At 45.2% G+C, this 19,123-nt stretch carries 19 protein-coding genes; 13 read left to right on the plus strand and 6 right to left on the minus strand.

The window, feature by feature from the left end; genetic code table 11:
* Positions 1 to 73: 73 nt before the first annotated feature.
* The 7 genes from ACWNM1_RS08815 (at position 74) to ACWNM1_RS08845 (ending at position 7,012) form a co-directional block, all read left to right on the plus strand.
* Positions 74 to 844 (plus strand): ABC transporter ATP-binding protein, encoded by a 771-nt coding sequence (locus tag ACWNM1_RS08815; RefSeq protein WP_449600700.1) that lies wholly within the window; start codon positions 74 to 76, stop codon positions 842 to 844.
* Positions 819 to 2,762, plus strand: a complete 1,944-nt coding sequence (locus ACWNM1_RS08820) for an FtsX-like permease family protein (RefSeq protein ID WP_449600701.1) — start codon at positions 819 to 821, stop codon at positions 2,760 to 2,762. The genes ACWNM1_RS08815 and ACWNM1_RS08820 overlap by 26 nt, the downstream gene beginning before the upstream one ends.
* Positions 2,763 to 2,849: 87 nt before the next feature.
* Positions 2,850 to 3,806: a helix-turn-helix transcriptional regulator gene (locus ACWNM1_RS08825; protein WP_449600702.1), complete on the plus strand. Its 957-nt coding sequence runs from the start codon at positions 2,850 to 2,852 to the stop codon at positions 3,804 to 3,806.
* Positions 3,807 to 3,909: 103 nt separating this feature from the next.
* Complete coding sequence (locus tag ACWNM1_RS08830; RefSeq protein ID WP_449600703.1) at positions 3,910 to 4,368, plus strand: SRPBCC domain-containing protein; 459 nt, start codon at positions 3,910 to 3,912, stop codon at positions 4,366 to 4,368.
* Positions 4,369 to 4,642: 274 nt separating this feature from the next.
* The gene (locus tag ACWNM1_RS08835) at positions 4,643 to 4,897 is read left to right on the plus strand and encodes a FeoA family protein (protein WP_042185387.1); all 255 of its coding nucleotides are present in this window, start codon (positions 4,643 to 4,645) and stop codon (positions 4,895 to 4,897) included.
* On the plus strand, positions 4,894 to 5,625 hold the full coding sequence (locus ACWNM1_RS08840) for a FeoB small GTPase domain-containing protein (RefSeq protein ID WP_449600704.1): 732 nt from the start codon (positions 4,894 to 4,896) through the stop codon (positions 5,623 to 5,625). The genes ACWNM1_RS08835 and ACWNM1_RS08840 overlap by 4 nt, the downstream gene beginning before the upstream one ends.
* Positions 5,603 to 7,012: a nucleoside recognition domain-containing protein gene (locus ACWNM1_RS08845; RefSeq protein WP_449600705.1), complete on the plus strand. Its 1,410-nt coding sequence runs from the start codon at positions 5,603 to 5,605 to the stop codon at positions 7,010 to 7,012. The genes ACWNM1_RS08840 and ACWNM1_RS08845 overlap by 23 nt, the downstream gene beginning before the upstream one ends.
* Positions 7,013 to 7,344: 332 nt before the next feature.
* On the opposite strand, the gene ACWNM1_RS08850 is transcribed toward ACWNM1_RS08845, so the two are convergent.
* Together ACWNM1_RS08850 and ACWNM1_RS08855 are read right to left on the minus strand one after the other, a co-directional pair.
* Positions 7,345 to 8,028, minus strand: coding sequence for a hypothetical protein (locus ACWNM1_RS08850; RefSeq protein ID WP_449600706.1), 684 nt, complete (start codon positions 8,026 to 8,028; stop codon positions 7,345 to 7,347).
* A 133-nt stretch (positions 8,029 to 8,161) separates the two neighbouring features.
* Complete coding sequence (locus ACWNM1_RS08855; RefSeq protein ID WP_449600707.1) at positions 8,162 to 9,571, minus strand: aminotransferase-like domain-containing protein; 1,410 nt, start codon at positions 9,569 to 9,571, stop codon at positions 8,162 to 8,164.
* Positions 9,572 to 9,730: 159 nt separating this feature from the next.
* Between ACWNM1_RS08855 and ACWNM1_RS08860 the strand changes: the two genes are divergently transcribed.
* The 4 genes from ACWNM1_RS08860 (at position 9,731) to glpX (ending at position 13,319) form a co-directional block, all read left to right on the plus strand.
* On the plus strand, positions 9,731 to 10,663 hold the full coding sequence (locus tag ACWNM1_RS08860) for a DMT family transporter (RefSeq protein WP_449600708.1): 933 nt from the start codon (positions 9,731 to 9,733) through the stop codon (positions 10,661 to 10,663).
* Between the two features lie 142 nt (positions 10,664 to 10,805).
* Entirely contained in the window at positions 10,806 to 11,462 is a 657-nt protein-coding gene (locus ACWNM1_RS08865) for a helix-turn-helix transcriptional regulator (RefSeq protein WP_449600709.1), read from the plus strand.
* 12 nt (positions 11,463 to 11,474) lie between these two features.
* On the plus strand, positions 11,475 to 12,281 hold the full coding sequence (locus tag ACWNM1_RS08870; RefSeq protein WP_449600710.1) for a pyruvate, water dikinase regulatory protein: 807 nt from the start codon (positions 11,475 to 11,477) through the stop codon (positions 12,279 to 12,281).
* A 42-nt stretch (positions 12,282 to 12,323) separates the two neighbouring features.
* Positions 12,324 to 13,319: a class II fructose-bisphosphatase gene (gene glpX, locus ACWNM1_RS08875; protein ID WP_076283979.1), complete on the plus strand. Its 996-nt coding sequence runs from the start codon at positions 12,324 to 12,326 to the stop codon at positions 13,317 to 13,319.
* 84 nt (positions 13,320 to 13,403) lie between these two features.
* Here the strand turns inward: glpX and ACWNM1_RS08880 are convergent, their stop codons facing one another.
* The gene (locus tag ACWNM1_RS08880; protein ID WP_449600711.1) at positions 13,404 to 14,072 is read right to left on the minus strand and encodes a general stress protein; all 669 of its coding nucleotides are present in this window, start codon (positions 14,070 to 14,072) and stop codon (positions 13,404 to 13,406) included.
* A 202-nt stretch (positions 14,073 to 14,274) separates the two neighbouring features.
* On the opposite strand from ACWNM1_RS08880, the gene ACWNM1_RS08885 reads away from it, so the two are divergent.
* Positions 14,275 to 15,123 (plus strand): AraC family ligand binding domain-containing protein, encoded by an 849-nt coding sequence (locus tag ACWNM1_RS08885; protein WP_449600712.1) that lies wholly within the window; start codon positions 14,275 to 14,277, stop codon positions 15,121 to 15,123.
* A 94-nt stretch (positions 15,124 to 15,217) separates the two neighbouring features.
* Complete coding sequence (locus tag ACWNM1_RS08890) at positions 15,218 to 16,207, plus strand: aldo/keto reductase (RefSeq protein WP_449600733.1); 990 nt, start codon at positions 15,218 to 15,220, stop codon at positions 16,205 to 16,207.
* Between the two features lie 375 nt (positions 16,208 to 16,582).
* Here the strand turns inward: ACWNM1_RS08890 and ACWNM1_RS08895 are convergent, their stop codons facing one another.
* The 3 genes from ACWNM1_RS08895 to ACWNM1_RS08905 form a co-directional block, all read right to left on the minus strand.
* Positions 16,583 to 17,449 carry a stalk domain-containing protein gene (locus ACWNM1_RS08895; protein ID WP_449600713.1) on the minus strand — a complete coding sequence of 289 codons (867 nt, stop codon included), beginning with the start codon at positions 17,447 to 17,449 and terminating at the stop codon, positions 16,583 to 16,585.
* A 662-nt stretch (positions 17,450 to 18,111) separates the two neighbouring features.
* On the minus strand, positions 18,112 to 18,330 hold the full coding sequence (locus ACWNM1_RS08900) for a hypothetical protein (protein WP_449600714.1): 219 nt from the start codon (positions 18,328 to 18,330) through the stop codon (positions 18,112 to 18,114).
* A 46-nt stretch (positions 18,331 to 18,376) separates the two neighbouring features.
* Positions 18,377 to 19,108 (minus strand): ZIP family metal transporter, encoded by a 732-nt coding sequence (locus ACWNM1_RS08905; protein ID WP_042185362.1) that lies wholly within the window; start codon positions 19,106 to 19,108, stop codon positions 18,377 to 18,379.
* Between the last annotated feature and the right edge of the window lie 15 nt (positions 19,109 to 19,123).

Here is a 19,123-nt window from a genome sequence, read left to right on the forward strand (position 1 = left end):
ATAAATTATATACATAAACCGTCCCCGCTTCGTGAGGGATGAAATCACTTTTGTAACGGAAGGAATGTATGATATGAATGTATTAGAGGTCAAAGGACTTCATAAGGTATACCCCGGCAAAATAACGACTCAAGCCCTCACCGATATCCATCTTAATATTGAAAAAGGTGAGTTTGTAGGCATCATGGGCCCCTCCGGTAGCGGCAAGACAACACTGCTTAATATGGTCTCCACGATCGACAAGCCCTCCTCTGGCGAGGTGAATATCAATGGCAGCAACCCATATCTTTTGAATAAAAAAGAGCTCGCCCATTTTCGACGCAAACAACTAGGCTTTGTGTTTCAGGACTTTAACCTGCTTGAGACATTAACCGTCGCCGAGAATATTGTACTGCCCCTAACGCTGGATAACCGTAAACTCTCACAGATGGAGATCTTGCTTCAAAGCGTCGCAGAACGCTTAAACATTATCGATATTCTTAGTAAACGCACCTATGAAATTTCAGGGGGACAACGTCAGCGGACCGCAATTGCCCGCGCAATCATCACCTCCCCTTCGATTATATTGGCCGATGAGCCTACAGGTGCGCTTGACTCCAACTCTTCACGGACGGTAATGGAATCGCTGGAGAATATTAACCACATAGAGGGCACGACGATAATGCTTGTAACGCATGATCCACTGGCAGCGAGCTACTGTAATCGAATCGTATTTATAAAAGACGGCAAGCTGGCGGCAGAAATTCACCGGGGAGATAACCGTCAGGCCTTCTTCCAAAAGATTATCGATACACTTTCATTCTGGGGAGGGAATAGTCATGAACTTTCCTCAATTCGCGTTTAACAATGTGCGGCGCAATTCACGGGCTTATTTTGCCTTTTTCTTAAGCAGTTCTTTTATGGTCATGATCTTTTTCTCTTATTCAGTCTTTATTTACCACCCTAGTATTACAAACATCGCGCTGGGTGCGAATTCAGCCTCCGGCATGCAAATTGCTTCTTATATTGTGTTTATCTTTGCGTTCTTTTTCGTTCTATACTCGATTAGTGCGTTTCTGAAAATGCGTAATCTGGAGTTCGGCTTACTAATGATTTTAGGCGCACGCCCTGGCCAGATCAACAAGCTGATTCTTATAGAAAATATGCTGATCGGGCTGATCTCTATAGTAACAGGTACGTCTTTCGGCATGCTTTTATCCAAGCTGTTCTTGCTGCTAAGCACGACAATTATGGGCATGGAGCCACTGCCATTTTATTGGCCAATGAAGGCGTTAATAATTACTTCTATCTCTTTCGTTTCATTATTTCTGGTCATTTCGATCTTCACATTATTGTTCATTCGCAAGCATCAAGTCCTTGAACTGCTTAAGGGAAATGTTAAGCCTAAGAAAGAGCCTCGTGTCTCCTTCTTGTTCTCGCTTTTCGGATTTCTTCTGTTAGCCATCGGCGCTCTCGCTATACGGAAGCAATTGTCTCCCAGCTCACTCCTAGTCGCTGCTGTCACAGGTATTGCGGGAACCTATTTTTTCTACTCTCAGCTGTCCGTACTAGGAATACGATTGCTTAAGCTAAGCAGAAAACGGTTTTGGCGTGGAACCAATCTGCTGTGGATTTCCGAGATGAGCTACAAGATCAAAGACAATGCAAGAATGTTATTCCTTGTTACGGTAGTTACCTCGATTGCATGTATGGCTTCAGGATTTCTTTTGTCCATCAATCAAGCGAACACGGAGCACTATAAAAAAACCTCCTTCGCTATGAATTATTCAAGTTATAACCCAAAGGGAGAGATGCCTGATTTAGGACACCTCCATAATAAATTACAGAATGCCAAAGTCGAGTATACAGAGAATAAAGTTGATCTAATCTCCGCTTCCATTCAAGGAATTGATAAAGAAACCATACTTAACATTGATATCATTTCACAGTCAGAGTTCAATCAATTGGCTCCTCAAATGAATGTGCCCGAAGTGGGGCCCTTATCTGAGAAAGAAGCTGTATTACTGCTGAGCCCTCATATCCAGACACAGAATTATGCTGCTAATCAAACGGTTCTTTTGAAAAATCAGAAAGATGAAGAGCTGCTGCTAAAAGAACTGCGAACTCCCAAGATACATCCAATGGACCCCATGGCAAGCTCACTCTTAATCGTAAATGACAGTTTTTATGATAAATTCTCTTCAGCAGCGAAGTACACAAGACCATATGTGAGATACCTATATTCAATCCCTGCATGGGACGGCCCTACTCCTGAGGATAACTCCCCTGAAGCTGTGATCACCAGAGAACTTATCCAGTGGAGTAAAGCATCCAACAGTGCTAACCATCAATACAGCGCCTTACTAACAGCACGAGCAGACAGCTATTTATCAACCAAACAGGGAACAGCCATATTTAGTTTTATCGGCATTTTTATCGCTCTGATCTTCTCACTTTCATCGGCCAGCTTTCTGTTTTTCAAGCTTCATACCGAGCTGAACACAGATAAGCAAATGTACACCGCGCTATCCAAAATCGGTCTTAGCACCAAAGAAATGTCAGCTTCTGCTACCAAACAGATCTCTGTGCTCTTTTATATTCCGATTGTGATTGCCACCATTCAGACCCTTGTCGTGATTCGTCCCATACTGAAGCAAATGAATATCACCGATGTAACTCTTCCCGTACTAATTACATCCGGTACATTCCTTGCTGTGCAGACCCTCTATTTCATTATTGCTAGATCTCGTTACATTCATATTCTCAAAAAAATAATGGTATAAAAGCCTTCTCTTCAGTTGGCGGAACAGTGACTTTCACGTTACACTTGCTATATTATTCAATAAACCCAGCAAGGAGGCTCCAGATTTATGTCCAAGGCTGATCATATGTTATCCATTCTCTGGATGCTCAAGCAGCGGGGAAGAACCGCCGGAGAACTAGCGGAAGAGCTAGAGATCAGTGTTCGGTCTGTGTACAGATACATCGATGCGCTATGCATCAGTGGTGTACCCGTTATCGCGGATAGCGGACCTGGCGGCGGTTATAGCTTACCAGAACATTTTATCGAAGCTCCCTTATTCTTTGACTCCGAAGAGCGGCGTGCCCTTCTACAAGCTTCTTCTTTTGCCAGGGGGACCGGATATCCTTATGTTGAAGCTCTGGACCGGGCCCTATCCAAGCTAAAAAGATATAGCAATGCCCAGCAATTAGAACAAATGGAGCGCCATGAGAATGGCATTGAGACGATCCATTCTCCTTCCCCGTCGCTTAGCCATCTGATACAAGAATTGGAATTGGGGGCAGCGAACGGATACACCCTGCAAATGGAATATCGTAAGGGTAATGGAGAAACCAAATCATCCCGTGCCATTGATCCTTACGGACTTGTACTCTGGAAGGGCCAATGGTACACCGTAGCTTACTGCCACGAGCGACATGAAATTCGTAGTTTCAGGGTGGATAGAATCATTGAACTACAACGTACAGAAGCTGTGTTCGCTCGTCCTGCTGACTTCTCTGCACGTGATTTTTTGTTAAAGAGCTTACTGCCTGCACGCAATACTGAAGAGAAACTAGTTACAGTAGTCATCGCATCCGACGAGGGAGTCTTGAATGATCTATGCAGTCATTGGTTGTTCGGACATACGCTGGTACAGCGCAAGGAAGGACAAGCCCGCTTTCAAGTGGACGTAACTTCTTTACTGACTTATGCACCCTACTTCTTGTTGCCTTATGGAACCACATTACGAATCATGGAGCCTTCCTCACTAAGAGAAAGACTAGCCTCCATAGCCTCCAATTTAGCAGCTCATTATAAGACATAAATTATTCTTTAGGATCACTGACCGTAGTTGTCAGTGATCCTTTTGTATAGTGTAAATGAGTCTGAGGGAATAAATGAACCTATAAATCAAGGAGGAATAACGAATGAAGGAACTACACTATGAATTTTATATTGACGGAACACCTGAGCAGGTATGGGAAACCTTAATCTCTCCGGAAGGTACGAAGCAGATTTATTACGGCAGCGTTATTCGTTCGACCTTCAAAGAAGGAGAATTACTGGAATACATCGGACCCGGTGCAGATGGAGATGAAACGCTGCATGTCTATGGGACTCTGCTGGAGTTCACCCCACAAAAAGCACTGCGTTTCACGCATAAGGTCGGCCCCTCCTATCATAAAGGTTATGAAAGATATGAATCGCGTATTTCTTGGCTGCTTGAACCAGTGGGTGGAACTACTAAGCTCACGCTTATCCATGATGAATGGCATCCTGAAGATCCTTCGTATGCAGGCAGCATCAGCGCTTGGTGGCAGGTTCTAAGTAATATCAAAACCTTAGTAGAGACTGGGCGCACGCTAGATTTTGGAAGCTGGACGTAACTTCACGGCTAATAAAAACTTGGATTAGACTATCCCAATTAAAGACAAGCCTATAAGTAGACTCAACCTTAGCCCCTCGGCTGGAGAGCGCAAGCCTTCTTTCCGTTAGGGGATTTTTTGCGCCTAAATTAATTTTGCCTTAGGAAAACATTCTTGTTGCAGGGACAAAGTTGTTCACATATACTAATATTGTGTCAGACCACAAGAAAAATTCCAATGCACAAAATAATAACCATAAAAATACAAATAATAACAAATGAAAGAAGGGGATCTAATGTCTGGAGCTAGTATTCCTTTATCAGAAGCGGCTAAAGGAAGCACACTGCGTATCAGCGGCATTGAAGTTCAGGGCGTGCTTAGAAGAAGATTACTGGATCTCGGGTTTGTAGTCGGTAATGCCGTTGAGGTGTTACGGCGTAGTCCCTTAGGAGATCCTATAGCTTTTCGGGTAAGCAACACGACCATTGCATTACGTAGAGAAGAAAGCTCTTTAATATTTGGAGAAGTCATCGGAGGTGTAGAAGCATGAGTCATTTCACAGTCGCTTTTGCAGGCAATCCTAACACTGGCAAAAGCACGCTTTTCAATCTGCTGACCGGCATGCGCCAGCATACAGGGAACTGGGCAGGTAAAACCGTCATTACTGCTGAAGGCGAGTTTAAGCATAATGACCATACGTACCTCGCAGTAGATCTTCCTGGTACGTATTCGCTGTACTCGAATTCTGCTGATGAAGAAGCGGCTAGAGATTATATTATTTTTGAACAGCCCGATGTGACACTAGTTGTTCTTGACGCTACCTCGCTAGAACGAAATCTCAACCTTGCCTTACAAGTGCTGGAGATTACCGGGCGGGCTGTAGTCTGCATCAACCTCATCGATGAAGCCCGTAAACTCGGTATCGACATCAATCTGAAACGTATTTCCAAACGTCTCGACGTGCCTGTTGTAGCGATATCAGCTCGCAATAAAATCGGTATTGAGGCGTTATTGGATCAGGTGGAGCGAGTGGCTACAGGCGCATTCACTGCACAGCCACTGCGTATTACGTACAACGAGGAGATTGAACGAGGAATTGCAGATCTTACACCGCTGGTAGAACAAACCATTGGCAGCAAATACCCGGCCCGCTGGATTGCATTGCGCCTGTTAGATGGTGATGACAGCCTTCTTACCTCACTTAAAGAGAATATGAAGAATAAAGAATTACCTGAAGCAAAGGAGGTCATCGGTCATGGAGTCACCGCATATCACTAAGGGACTAGATCCTCTAGATTCCTTGCTGTCCACAGCGAAAAAGCTCGCTGACGGCGGAGCGATACGGGATGAGATTGTCAGTGGTATCTATGGCGTATCCGCAGGCATCTGCCGGGATGCAGTCACCTATAGGGATAAGAAGAAGCTGAACAGCACTTATAAGCTAGATAATATCGTAACTTCAAAAATATGGGGATTCCCCATTATGCTCGCCATCCTCGGTATCGTATTCTGGATTACGATTGCCGGCGCCAACTATCCTTCAAGCTGGCTTGCTTCCTTCTTCGGCTTCATCGAAGGTTATCTCACTGCCGGATTTGAGGCGATCCATGCCCCCGCTTGGCTACACGGTGTACTTGTTCTGGGATTATATCGAGGAACCTCATGGGTCATTAGCGTCATGCTCCCACCAATGATGATATTTTTTCCAGTGTTTGCGCTGCTTGAGAATTTCGGGTATCTGCCGAGGGTTGCTTTTAACATGGATCGGTTGTTCAAAAAATCAGGTGGTCACGGCAAGCAAGCTTTGACCATGTCTATGGGTTTCGGCTGTAATGCCGCCGCGATCCTCTCCACACGAATCATCGAATCGCCGCGTGAACGGATGCTCGCGATTTTGACCAACAATTTCGTTCCATGTAACGGCCGCTGGCCGACATTGATTCTATTGTCTTCCTTATTCATGGCAGGAGCAGCTACGACAGGCGCACTCCGTACCCTCACCACCGCCTCCGTACTTATGGGGATGGTACTGATCGGCATCATCGTTACCCTGACGGTTTCCTGGGTCATGTCCAAAACTGCGCTACGCGGTGTTCCAACACATTACACACTAGAGCTCCCGCCCTATCGTCGTCCACAAATTTGGAAGACCATACTTATTTCCTCTAAAGATAAGTCCCTTAACGTACTTACTCGTGCCATCGTCGTTGCTGCCCCTGCCGGTATTATCACTTGGATTCTTGGCAACCTGTTTGTTGGTGGAGATTCTGTCCTGAATCATATGGCCGCATTCTTCGATCCTTTTGCACACATGCTCGGCATGGATGGCTTTATCATCATGGCCTTTATTCTTGGACTTCCTGCGAATGAAATCGTACTGCCCATTCTGCTTATGGGCTATATGTCCTCAGGTGCTATGGTCGATATCGATAGCTTGGGCAGCATCAAAGATGTCTTTTTATCACATGGCTGGACTTGGCTGACCGCGCTTAATATGATGTTGTTTTCCCTGCTCCACTATCCTTGCGGCACTACACTCGTGAACATCTATAAGGAAACGAAAAGCATGAAGTGGGCTGTTCTCTCAGCAGTCATCCCACTCGGCATCGCCATTGGAGTAACCTTTGCTGTCGCTCAGCTTGCTCGGTTGTTCGGGTGGGTGTGACGTAAGCCTGCGGCATGAAATTGCCCCTCCTCACCTTCATTACCGGCAGCACCTTATATCACCTTCATTACCTAACTTCAGCTGGCTTCACAGATTCCTAGCCTCCTTGAAATATTTTTAGGGAAATCCTCCCTCTAATTCGGACTTTATAAGTGCAAATTGAACTTTTTGCGGAAATTCTCCCTATAAATGAGCGGATTATTGCCAAGATGGGCAATTTCTGCTGAATTACAGGGAGGAATTCCCTGATTATTGATTTCATTAAGATCAGCTCAAATAAATAAGCGGCCGCCCGAATACTTCCCGGGCGACCGCTTCATCAGACCAACAGTTTATTTCTTACGCGTTCCACCATCTCTACGACGGTACAACACAGCGCCAACTATAGCTATCAGAACGATAATGATTCCACTGATCCCTACATTCACAAGTGGAAAAGAGTCACTCTCCGCGGCTGGTTTCCCCGCCACATCCGTCGACTCATTATTCCCATCTGCGGATTTCGGCGAAGGATTCGATGTTACCTCCGGAGAAGCTGTAGGAGTACCTGCCGATATACTAGGTCCAAGCTCCTTCAGATCCTCTGATGCCGAGGCAAGCAGCTTCGTTCGGCTGCATAAACTGGCCTCTAATTTACCAGAGTCATCTTCGTCATTAGCATACGCATAGACGATATAACTTTCCCCTTCCACGAATTCAAAACCACAGCTGGCAGACGATAAAGCAGTACTCAAGGTAACTTTATTCCCCTTAACTCCTTTCCAGCTGGAATCGACTTCAAAGGTTACTTTTACTGAATCCGCAGATGAGATTATAGTCCCCTTTGGCTCCTTTTTGTCCACTACTTTCCCAGTAAAGACGGCTGAACTTGACTCCAGCGCCTCAAGTGGCTCCGCAGGTACAACACAGGAACACGCATAAGTAACGGAGGGACGCACCGTTAGCAAGGCCATAAATATTAACATTATACTTAGGAACATCATAAGTGGACTGCGTAACTTAGCCTTAAACATCATAATAACCTCCTTCTTTACTCTACAGACGGAACAGAAGAAGAAAGTGTTACAACAATTTCCAAACAAGTTATACAAGTCTAATCTTTTCCATCCTAAATAGTCTTCATTAGTTCCTCATGTCTACTGTACCTACTCATAACCCTCGCGCAATTGCAATCATTCGCTGAATCCCCTCACGTAGCACCCCCTCGCTTGCAAAGGAGTAACTTATTCGAATCCTCGACCTCATCTCACCAAGCGGATCAAACAACTCTCCTGGCACAAAAGCAATCGACTGGGCCATACTTGAGACAAACAGTCGATCCGCCGAAAGATGGTCCGGCAGCTTCACCCATAAATTCAAGCCCCCTTGCGGAGGCGTCCACTCCCACCCAGTCCCAGCCAGCTCCTCCTCTACAATCTCCTTATGCACCTGAAGTGCAATGCGTAGCTTACCGAGATGCTGTTGCAAACGTGATGACGTGTAGTAATGTAGGAATATCTTCTGGTTAAGCAGCGGAGTACCATTGTCCGCGAGTGATTTGGCCGTGATCAAGCGCTCCATAAACGGATAGCGACAAGCCACCGCACAGATCCGTAAGCCTGGGGCTACATATTTACTGAAGCTGCTAATATAGATCACCCAACCTTCGGTATCGTAAGCAAAAAAGGGCGGCGGGGGCTCCTCTTCAAAATACATATCGCGGAACGGATCATCTTCGACTAACAGACAGCGATAACGCTCGGCAAGCTCGACCAACAGTTTACGTTGCTGCGCTGGCACCGTATATCCAGTTGGATTATGATGAGTCGGATTGATATAGAACATGCGCGGTCTATGCTTTTTCATCAGCGCTTCAACTTCCTCCAAGTCGTAGCCCATCGGAGTGATCTCCACCGGAACCAGCCTTGCCCCCTCCCGGCGAAAAATATCCATGGCCACACTGTAGGTTGGTCGCTCCACAAGCACCGTGTCCATAGGCCCGAGCACAATTCGTGCAATCAGATTGATCGCCTGCTGTGCACCCGAAGTAATAAGCAGCTCTTCCGAGGATAACTGTAGCCAATGCTTCTTCCGAAAATGACGACTTAGCGTCTCCCGTAGCTCCTCATCTCCCTGAACCGAAGAGTACGTCCCCATGACCTTGGGATATAAATCGAACACTTTTTTGACATAGTCGGATAGAAAAAGATTTGGCAAAAGACCTGGATCAATCAGCGCCTGTGAGAACTGATACTTAGCAGGCATTCTCTGTATATCCGAAAGAGGATTAGTGAGCGCATAGGCAGTCACTGCTGCTCCTTTTTCTACAATAGGAACCAAGCTAACAGGCGATACGTAATAACCTGATTTATCTTTTACATAAACTTTCCCATCCTCTGTCAGCCTTCTATACGCTTTGAATACTGTCAGTCGATGTACCTGTAATTCCTCCGCCAGCAGCCGTATAGAAGGAAGCTTATCATGTGCCTCCCACTCCCCCCGCTCCATGCGATTCACTAGAAATTCATATACCTGCCGAAACAAGGGATGATTATGCTCCACGCTCGCTGACTTTTTCACCTCACTGCAACTCCTCTCCGAACAACTCCTATTTACAGTATTGTACACGATTTTCGAAGTCATCTGTTCTATTCAACATCATCTGTTCTGTATACTCCCCTATATGATTAACGAACTGGTTCAAGGATCGCTATATACACACTAAAGGGGACTTTCAAAATGATCTTATTCGCTTATGCACTCGTATGTCTGATCTTCGGCACGACCTTTCTAGCTATCAAAATCGGTGTGGATGCCGGTGCGCCGCCCTTCTTTTCAGCAGGCTTGCGATTTTTTGTTGCAGGCGCTGTTCTATTTCTATGGATGGTCTGGAAACGAAAGGCTAGATTCTCGCTGCTCCTGCGTAAAGAAATGCTCTTCACCGGATCTGCGTTAACCTTTGGCACCTTTGCAGGTCTCTACTGGGCTGAACAATATGTATCTTCAGGGCTTGCAGCTGTACTCTCTGCTACTGGTCCGATCATGATTCTGTTGCTCCAAACTTCTATTCTTCGTCAAAAAGCACCTGCCATCTCCCTATATGGTTGTATCATCGGGTTGACTGGCGTACTGCTGCTCGTTCTTCCTAATCTTGTCGTTGATATTTCACCGTTATGGCTCATCGGCTGCGTAGCTGTCCTCATTGGGGAATGCTGTTACGCAGTAGGTGCGATTTATTCTAAAAAAGTAATCAATAGTATGCCTGAGGTCTCTCCAATCGCACTAAATGCAGCCCAAATGATGTATGGTGGAGTGCTGTTATTCATTCTTTCCTTAGCCACCGAAAAAGTACATCCTGAGTTTCTGCTCTCTTACGAGACCACAGGTTCACTGCTCTATCTAATCGTAATCGGCTCGATGGTCGGTCATTCGTTGTTCTACTGGCTCGTCGCTAAGACAAATCCTGTGTTTCCATCTACCTGGCTCTATATCTCTCCACCGATTGCCGTAGGGGTTGGCTTTTTCTTTTATAATGAAGCCGTGAATTGGGTTACGATCCTCGGTGTATTCACTATCATTGCTGGGACCATCCTGGTCAATGCTGATGCCTTGAGACAATTAATGTTAAAGCGTAGGGTCCGTACATCTACGTCAAAAAAAATGAATATATGACGTACTATATATTGCATTTATGACCACTATTTCGTATTATATAACCAAGTTAAATTAAAAACATCTATATATGACTCATATATGAAAGGAGGATTCGCTTAACGGCGCTTCTTTTCTAAAGAGGAGTGCCTTTTTATCTGAAGTGGAGGGAATTGCGATCGAACTGACATCACGTCAACTAGAAATCATTGATATTGTGAACAAAAGAGCTCCGATTACCGGCGAACAGATTGCCGAATGTCTGAACTTAACACGGCCAACGATTCGCTCCGATCTCTCTGTTCTGGTTATGCTCAAATATATCGATGCTAAACCTAAAGTCGGTTACTTCCCAGGACTCAAATCATCTAATCGTCTGGGAAGCAATTATTTGTTGCAGGAGACAAAGGTAAAAGAGATTCAAAGTGTACCTATTATTATCCGTGAGACTACTACGGTTCAAGATGCCGTAGTTACGCTATTTCTACAGGATGTTGGCACCCTTATTATTTGTGATGAAGAGGGCAAGCTCACCGGTGTTGCTTCACGTAAGGATTTCCTGAAAGTAACCCTTGGCAATCCGGGTGCTGTATCCATGCCCGTAAGCATGGTCATGACACGCCAGCCCAAAGTGGTCACAACTTCACCAGATGAGACGGTGCTTGATGCCGCACATAAAATGATTTTTCACGAGGTAGATAGTTTACCGGTAGTTGTTCCCAGCGTCAAAGAAGACAATGGTACGAAACTGGATGTCATAGGACGCTTGACGAAAACTGCTATCGTAAAACTTCTCCTCGAACTAGAAGCCAAAGGATAACAGGAGGAATTCATGAGCATCGAGCAATCTTCCAACCTAATAACGATCTGCTCAGATTCTATAGGAGATACGGCGGAAGCTGTCGTGCAGGCCGTCATTCATCAATTCCAGAATCAGCAGATCACCATCAAAAGATACGGGAACATTAGACATGAAGATGAGCTCCGGAAGCTCATGGAAGAAGCCGCGCAGCATAAAGGTTTTGTCGTCTATACGCTGGTGCAGCCGGAGCTAAGAGAAATGATTAAAGAAGAGGCTGTACGGCTTGACCTTCGTATCGTCGATATCATGGGCCCAATGATGCAAGCTTTCATTGATACATTTGACGATGCTCCTCAGCAGCGACCGGGTTTATTGCACCAGCTTGATGAGAACTACTTCCGCCGTATGGAGGCTATTGAATTCACAGTTGCCTGTGATGATGGCCGCGATCTCGGCGCTATGCTGAAGGCCGATATCGTTCTACTAGGGATGTCCCGTACTTCGAAGACACCACTTAGTATCTTTTTGGCCCATCGGGGCAAAAAGGTCGTTAACTATCCGATTATTCCAGAAATTGCTCCTCCGCAAGAGCTGCTAAGCTTGCCGTCGAACCGATTGATCGGACTAACCATGAAGCCGGAGTATATGCTGAAGATTCGCTCCGAGCGGCTGAAGGCGCTTGGGTTACCGACTGGCTCCCAATATGCAAGTCTGAAGCGGATTACAGAGGAGATGGAATATGCCTCTTCTCTGTTCAATAAGCTAGGCTGTCCTGTAATCGATATTACCGACAAAGCTATAGAAGAAACCGCTGGTATTATTATGGGTTATATCTAACATTCAGATTAAAATTTATGGGATGTACTGGAGGGAATTAGAATGGATCGCGAACTGGCTCTTGAGATTGTACGGGTAACTGAACTAGGTGCATTATCCTCAGCTCGCTGGATCGGGCGGGGAGATAAAAATGCGGCAGATGATGCAGCCACAACCGCCATCCGCTCCATGTTTGATTCTGTCTCCATCGACGGAACGGTCGTCATTGGTGAAGGAGAGATGGATGATGCTCCAATGCTCTATATTGGCGAGAAAGTCGGGAATCAAAAGGGTCCTTCTGTCGATGTAGCCGTCGATCCTCTGGAAGGCACTGAAGTGGTGGCCTGTGGTCTTCACAATGCCCAATCCGTGATTGCCATAGCAGATAAGGGCAGCCTACTGCATGCTCCAGACATTTATATGGAGAAACTCGCTTGCGGTCCTGAGCTTGCCGGGAAGCTTAGTCTTGAAGACCCTGTGGAGGTCACTCTCCAGAAAGCATGCCTCTTCAGCGGCAAGTCCCTCTCCGAGCTAACCGTAATGGTACTAGACCGCAAACGGCATGAGCAGCTCATTCATAGTCTTCGAGAAGCGGGTGTACGGATTAAGCTACTCGGTCACGGCGATGTGGCTGGCGCTATTGCGGCAGCCCTGCCGGATAGCGATGTTGATTTGTACATGGGCTCGGGCGGAGCACCTGAAGGCGTCCTTGCCGCTGCCGCACTGAAATGTCTTGGTGGAGAAATGCAGGGCCGTTTGCTTCCCGATGGACCTCTTGAGCAGCAGCGCTGTGTCCGTATGGGAATTTCTAATCCTACACGAGTGTTATACATGGAGGACATGGTTGGCACAGGCGACGTACTCTTTGCCGCCACTGGCGTAACCTCAGGTGAATTTCTGAACGGTGTCCGTTTTATCGGCAAAGAGCGCGCTGAGACGCATTCGGTCATCATGCGGGCACAGAGTCGAACAATCCGCTACATCCGTAGCATTCATTTCCTGCCTGGCAAAGAAATACCGGATGGACTAACCGTTAGACAGAATGTTGCCTCTCTATAGCATTACACAAAAAAACAGGCTATCTCACCAGCTCACCCTTGGCTAGTGAAATAGTCTGTTTTTTACTAAATATCTTTTCATATCTTATTTATTTCTAATACGCTCACTCGCTAAGGTATCCATGGCATCCAAGGTTCCGGTAGCTTGAGCTAGATTTCTCGCCTCTTGTTGATCAGCTGCCCGGAGCGCATCACTTTCCTTTACACTACCATCATAATTTCGATTCTCAGCTGTATTTTTATTCGCAATTTCCTCAAAACGGTCTGCGTTCAGACTATTATGCTGTACGAAGATCCGCTTCACTTCTTCCTCTTTCTGCTCGCCCTCCACATCCACCATTACAAGAATATGGCCTTCATCTACATAGTTATCGTAACGCTTGGCCTCCTCTTCAGGAATGCCAAGTCCAATAAGACCGCCAACTAATCCACCGCTGCCTGCACCTATTGCCGCTCCAGCAAGTGTTGCCGCAAGCGGTCCTGCTGCAATGATCGGCCCGATGCCTGGAATAGCCAAAGCGCCTATCCCCATCAAGAGTCCAGTTAATCCACCCAGCAGACCACCCGTAGCTGCACCAGTAGCTATTCCTTCCGGCGCTTGGTTGCCTGATTCATCTCTAAGCGTATCCGCACTCTCTGTATTTCTCGCGATAATCGATAGGTCCTCTGTTCTGCAGCCTTGACGTTTCAACTCTTCAATAGCCCTCGAAGCTTCGTATTCGGCAGCAAAGACACCTACTATTCTCTTATTCATCTCCATTACCTCCTAGTGATCGAAGTTAGCTCATACGTTCAGCTTCATAGCTTACTTAACCAAACTGAGCCGGGATAAACTTCTATTACAGAATTCGCAAACCATTCCAAGTAATATTCCCACTAAAATATGCTGTATAATAAAAGAGAGTGGACATAATCACCCTTAGTTAACTCTATAAAAGAAAGAGACTGAAGCATTCATGGCGATATTTAATTATAATTCTGAGCGTCCCTTTAGAGGAAATCCCGATCTGCATCTCCATTACTGGGGGCGGGAGCAGTGTCTACCTGGGCATTTTTTCGGACCCGGGGTTCGTGACGTTTACAAAATACATTTCATTCATGAGGGAACTGGAAAGGTATCTGTGGGTGAACAAACCCATATCCTGCAAGCGGGACAAGCTTTTCTTACCTACCCTCATATCGTTACTTCTTATGCAGCGGACCTGACCCATCCTTGGATCTATTCCTGGGTAGCCTTTACCGGAGAACAGGTATCATATATCTTATCCAAAACCTCCTTGACCCCTGAGCAGCCAATCTTCCCGATGGATAAACAGCTTATGCCTAATCTCTACGAACGCATGACAGAAGCAGCCGACAATTCAGATTGTCTTGACCTGCCGCTAAAAGCGATCATGTATGAGTTTTTCTCCCTCTTGCTACAAGCGGTGCCAGCTGTTCCGGATGTACTTCCTTTACCGCGTCAAAAGAGTATTTACGTCGAGCAAAGTCTCCACTTTTTGCATACACATTATTGTGAGAACATTTCGGTGGAAATGCTGTCTTCTTCTCTCAAGCTGGATCGCAAATATTTATCTTCCTTGTTCAAACGGACCATTGGTATGCCACCACAGCAGTATTTATTGAATTACCGAGTCGCTAAAGCATGCGAGCTTCTGACAGAAACCCTCTGTACTATCGGTGAGATCTCGCGTTCCGTCGGCTATCAGGACCCTTTACTCTTTTCGCGAATGTTCAAGAAGGTGAAAGGTTGTTCTCCAAAAGAATACCGTGTCCGTCATCTCGAAAATGACATTGTGCTATAAACTTCTTCCTTGCTGACATACGTTTGTCCGGGATCTTTCGCTACAATAAGGACGTAACGTAATCAGAAATAAGTCTTTTTAGGAGGAAATAATGATGTATAACGCAAGCGCTACCAGATATGACAATATGAAATATAACCGCACTGGAAAAAGCGGTCTACTCCTTCCGGCGATCTCGCTAGGACTTTGGCATAACTTTGGCGGAAACGACTTATTCGAGAATGGTCGCGCCATGGCAAGAAGAGCTTTCGATCTTGGAATCACTCATTTTGATCTCGCTAATAACTACGGTCCCCCAGCTGGCTCCGCAGAAGAAAGCTTTGGTCAAATCCTTAAGAAGGATTTTGCTCCTTATCGTGATGAAATGGTCATCTCTACTAAGGCTGGATATTATATGTGGGCCGGTCCTTATGGCGAATGGGGCTCCAAGAAATATCTAGTCTCCAGTCTAGACCAAAGCTTGAAACGTATGGGCCTTGATTATGTAGATATTTTCTATCACCACCGTCCAGATCCGAATACACCACTGGAAGAGACTATGGCTGCGCTGGATCTTATTGTACGTCAAGGTAAAGCGCTGTATGTTGGGATTTCGAATTACAGCCCTGAACAGACACGCGAAGCGGCACAAATTCTGCGTCGACTAGGAACGCCATGCCTGATTCATCAACCTAACTACTCCATGATGTCCCGCTGGATTGAAGATGGCTTGCAGGATGTATTAGCTGAGGAAGGCATCGGTTCGATTGTGTTCTCCCCACTACAAGGAGGCATTCTGACAGACCGCTATCTAAACGGAATCGCTCCTGATTCTCGTGCTGCTGGACCTAGTGTATTCCTGTCCGAAAATGCTATTACTGAAGAGGCGATCGGCAAAGTTCGCAAACTGAACGAGATTGCTGCTGCACGTGGACAAAAAATGTCTCAGCTAGCGTTGTCTTGGGTACTCCGCGGAGGTAAAGTCACTTCTGCTCTAATCGGCGCAAGTAAGGTGAGTCAGATTGAAGATGCTGTCGCTTCCTTGAATGCACCGGAGCTAAGCACAGAAGAGCTGGAGCAAATCGAGACGATTTTGCGAGGATAATTATAGATTAAACAAGAGGAAACGGCATTACCGTACTTTTAGAGGTTGAAACCGTTTCTGCGATACGGCCAATGAGGTCAGGCAGCTTAAGCTGCTCTGGCACTTCATTGGCCGTTTTTTTAAACATTTTAGATTAAAGCTTGGAGATCAATTGCACTCATTAGCATGACAACCATTTCCTGACGAGAAATTGCCTTCTCAGGTGCAAACTTCTGCGCACAGCGTTTATAACAGAGTTCAATTCAATTACTACATTATCTGGCACGTCCGTTTTCTCACCTCATTACAGTATATAAATGAAGTCAACTTTAAAGTCAAAATAAAAAGCCTACTCCGAAGAATAGGCTTGATTGAAAGATATTTATGTTCGAGTTCCTAGTCTACGTAGGCTTCTGACAGTATATAAGTGCTACTGTTATAGGTCTCTACATCATATGAAAAATAGACGTAAACAGTACTGAGAGCATTAAAGTCTTTCGGCTGAAAAGAGAAGCTGAAACGTTGGAAGTACTCATTTTTATCACTGATAAGCCCAACCTCAATATCAGAAAGTTTAGCATTCTGTAAAGCCTTTGCAAAGGAATTGAGAGTTGATGCCGAATTCGCTTTTTTTGTACCTGTTATCAAATCAGAATAATTATTTATAAAGTAGTCATCACCCAAAGAAGTTCCCGAATTCTCACGAGAAGTGGATACATTTTTCGATAAATAAGCGGCGTAGTTGGAAGTATCTCCACTTAATAGGGAATCTCCGTACATTTTAAGAAGAATCACAGCTTGTTCCTTTAATTTGCTAGTCATTTGTGATGTAGTTCCAGAGAGTACCTTGATATCACTAGAAGTCGATGATGTGCTTGTACTTGGAGATGTGACTGGAGTCGATGATGTGCTTGTACTTGGAGATGTGATTGGAGTCGTCGCATCATTATAAGGAATCCCGTTTGCGGAACCACTATCCAGTGAAATCACTTGTGTTGCGCTGTTCAACGACAAGTTGACACCAAGAGCCTCTGCTGTAGAACGTAATGGTAGATAGGTAGTACCGTTGTAGACAAGCGCGGAGAGATTCTTTCCATTACTATCTTTTGGTTGCCATGAATTACCATCAACTTTAAACTTGATATTTGAATTTAAAGCGGCTTGAATCTTTGTGATACCATTTGCTGCTCCCGCTCCAACTACCCCGAACACTAAGCTGCACACTACTAATGAACTGATGAATACGGACTTCTTCACTTGCATAGACATATTTCCCCCTAGATGTAATTGATGTATCCCTTAGTATGTAGAACATTAGATTACCCGTTGGGTTACTAATGGATTATCTCAGTATTCTTCTGAACCAAATAACTTTTTCATACTGTTCGCTGAATACCTCCCACAACCTTCTTCAAAAAGGAGCTCCTGTAGTAGAATGAAAACCGCAGACAATCTTCTCCTCATTAAATATGTATGTGATGGAAATACTTACCTATAGTAAGACATAATCTAACAAATAACAATGTATTTTTTAATATACACCACGTTATTTTCGACTTTCATCCAATTTCTTCAACATAACAATCATTGCGATGAACACCAACACCCATTCACTCCGACATCCAGTGCAATCTGCAAATTATGTTGATGAACATATTTTACATATAAGAAGGGGCTAGAACCGTAAAACCACCACCAACATCAAAATGAACTTACTGCTTCTATTAATGAACACAAAAGCAATGGCTCCAATCACAGCTAGGATCAGTACCGCTCTAGAGCCCGATAATAGTAATCTATTTTGCTGTGTTAAGCACAGCAAACAACCTTCACATAACCGAGCGTTGATTCTTACCTTCCCCCAAACCAAAAGCAAGTCCCAAAAGTGTTAGCACTGCGCCACTCCAAGCCCAAGCTGACCAGATCTAATCACGCCTTTTCCCGGAGAGACTTGAGAATAATAAGGATACTGGCAAGAGTAAAGAGACCTTGATCGCTTCCAGCTCAGCCGTTACTCCATAGAGCACAGCCGACAACGCCAAAAAGGAACGGGTATAAAAATACCCCGCCCCAATAGATCCAGCAACGATAAAAATAAGTAAGGTGTAAAAAGGTAGCTTTTCAAGTTTATGTGTTGTCATCATAACTACTCTTGTTCGACAGGATTCACTGGAATCCCTTCTACCCTACTCACCCAAATATCTGCGTAATATACACCATAATCAATAATCCAAAGATAAAAGAATACGTCGAAGGCCGTTCGTAACCATGACCATGACTCTCTGGAATAAGTTCCTTGTAGACGATGAATAGCATAGCCCCGGCGGCAAAAGCAAGACCATAGCCCACTACATTCTGTAGGTAACTCGCCGTAAAATACCCAATAACCGCAGATACCATCTCCATAAGTCCGGTAAGCGTAACGATTCCCAATGCTTTTAACTTAGTTGTTCTAGAATTCATCAGAAAGACTGCGAGAATCAATCCTTCAGGCATATTTTGTGCACCAATCGCTATGGCCACGGTGGGACCCAGACTCGCCTGCTCGCTGGCATAACTGAATCCCGTACTAAGACCTTCTGGTATATTATGAATGAACAACGCAATCAAAACGAGCAGCGCCTTGGAATCCATATTGGTATATCCGGGTTTATTCTCCACGTCGATATGCGGGATGTTCTTTTCAATTAAATCAAGCAGTAGAACTCCTGTAATCAGGCCCAAGGTTAATGCGATAATACCCGATTCTTTAATCGCTTGCGGCATGAGTCCAAATGTAGAAGCCGATACCATTATACCTGCAGTAAAAGCAACGAGTACGTCCTTCCATTTCTCAGATAACCTCTTCACGAACAGGATCGGAAACGCTCCAAGGACCGTAGCCATTGCTGAAACAAAGCTGCCAATAAGCGCAGATTCCAAACCTTCAACTCCTTC

Source organism: Paenibacillus sp. Marseille-Q9583 (genome assembly GCF_976954365.1).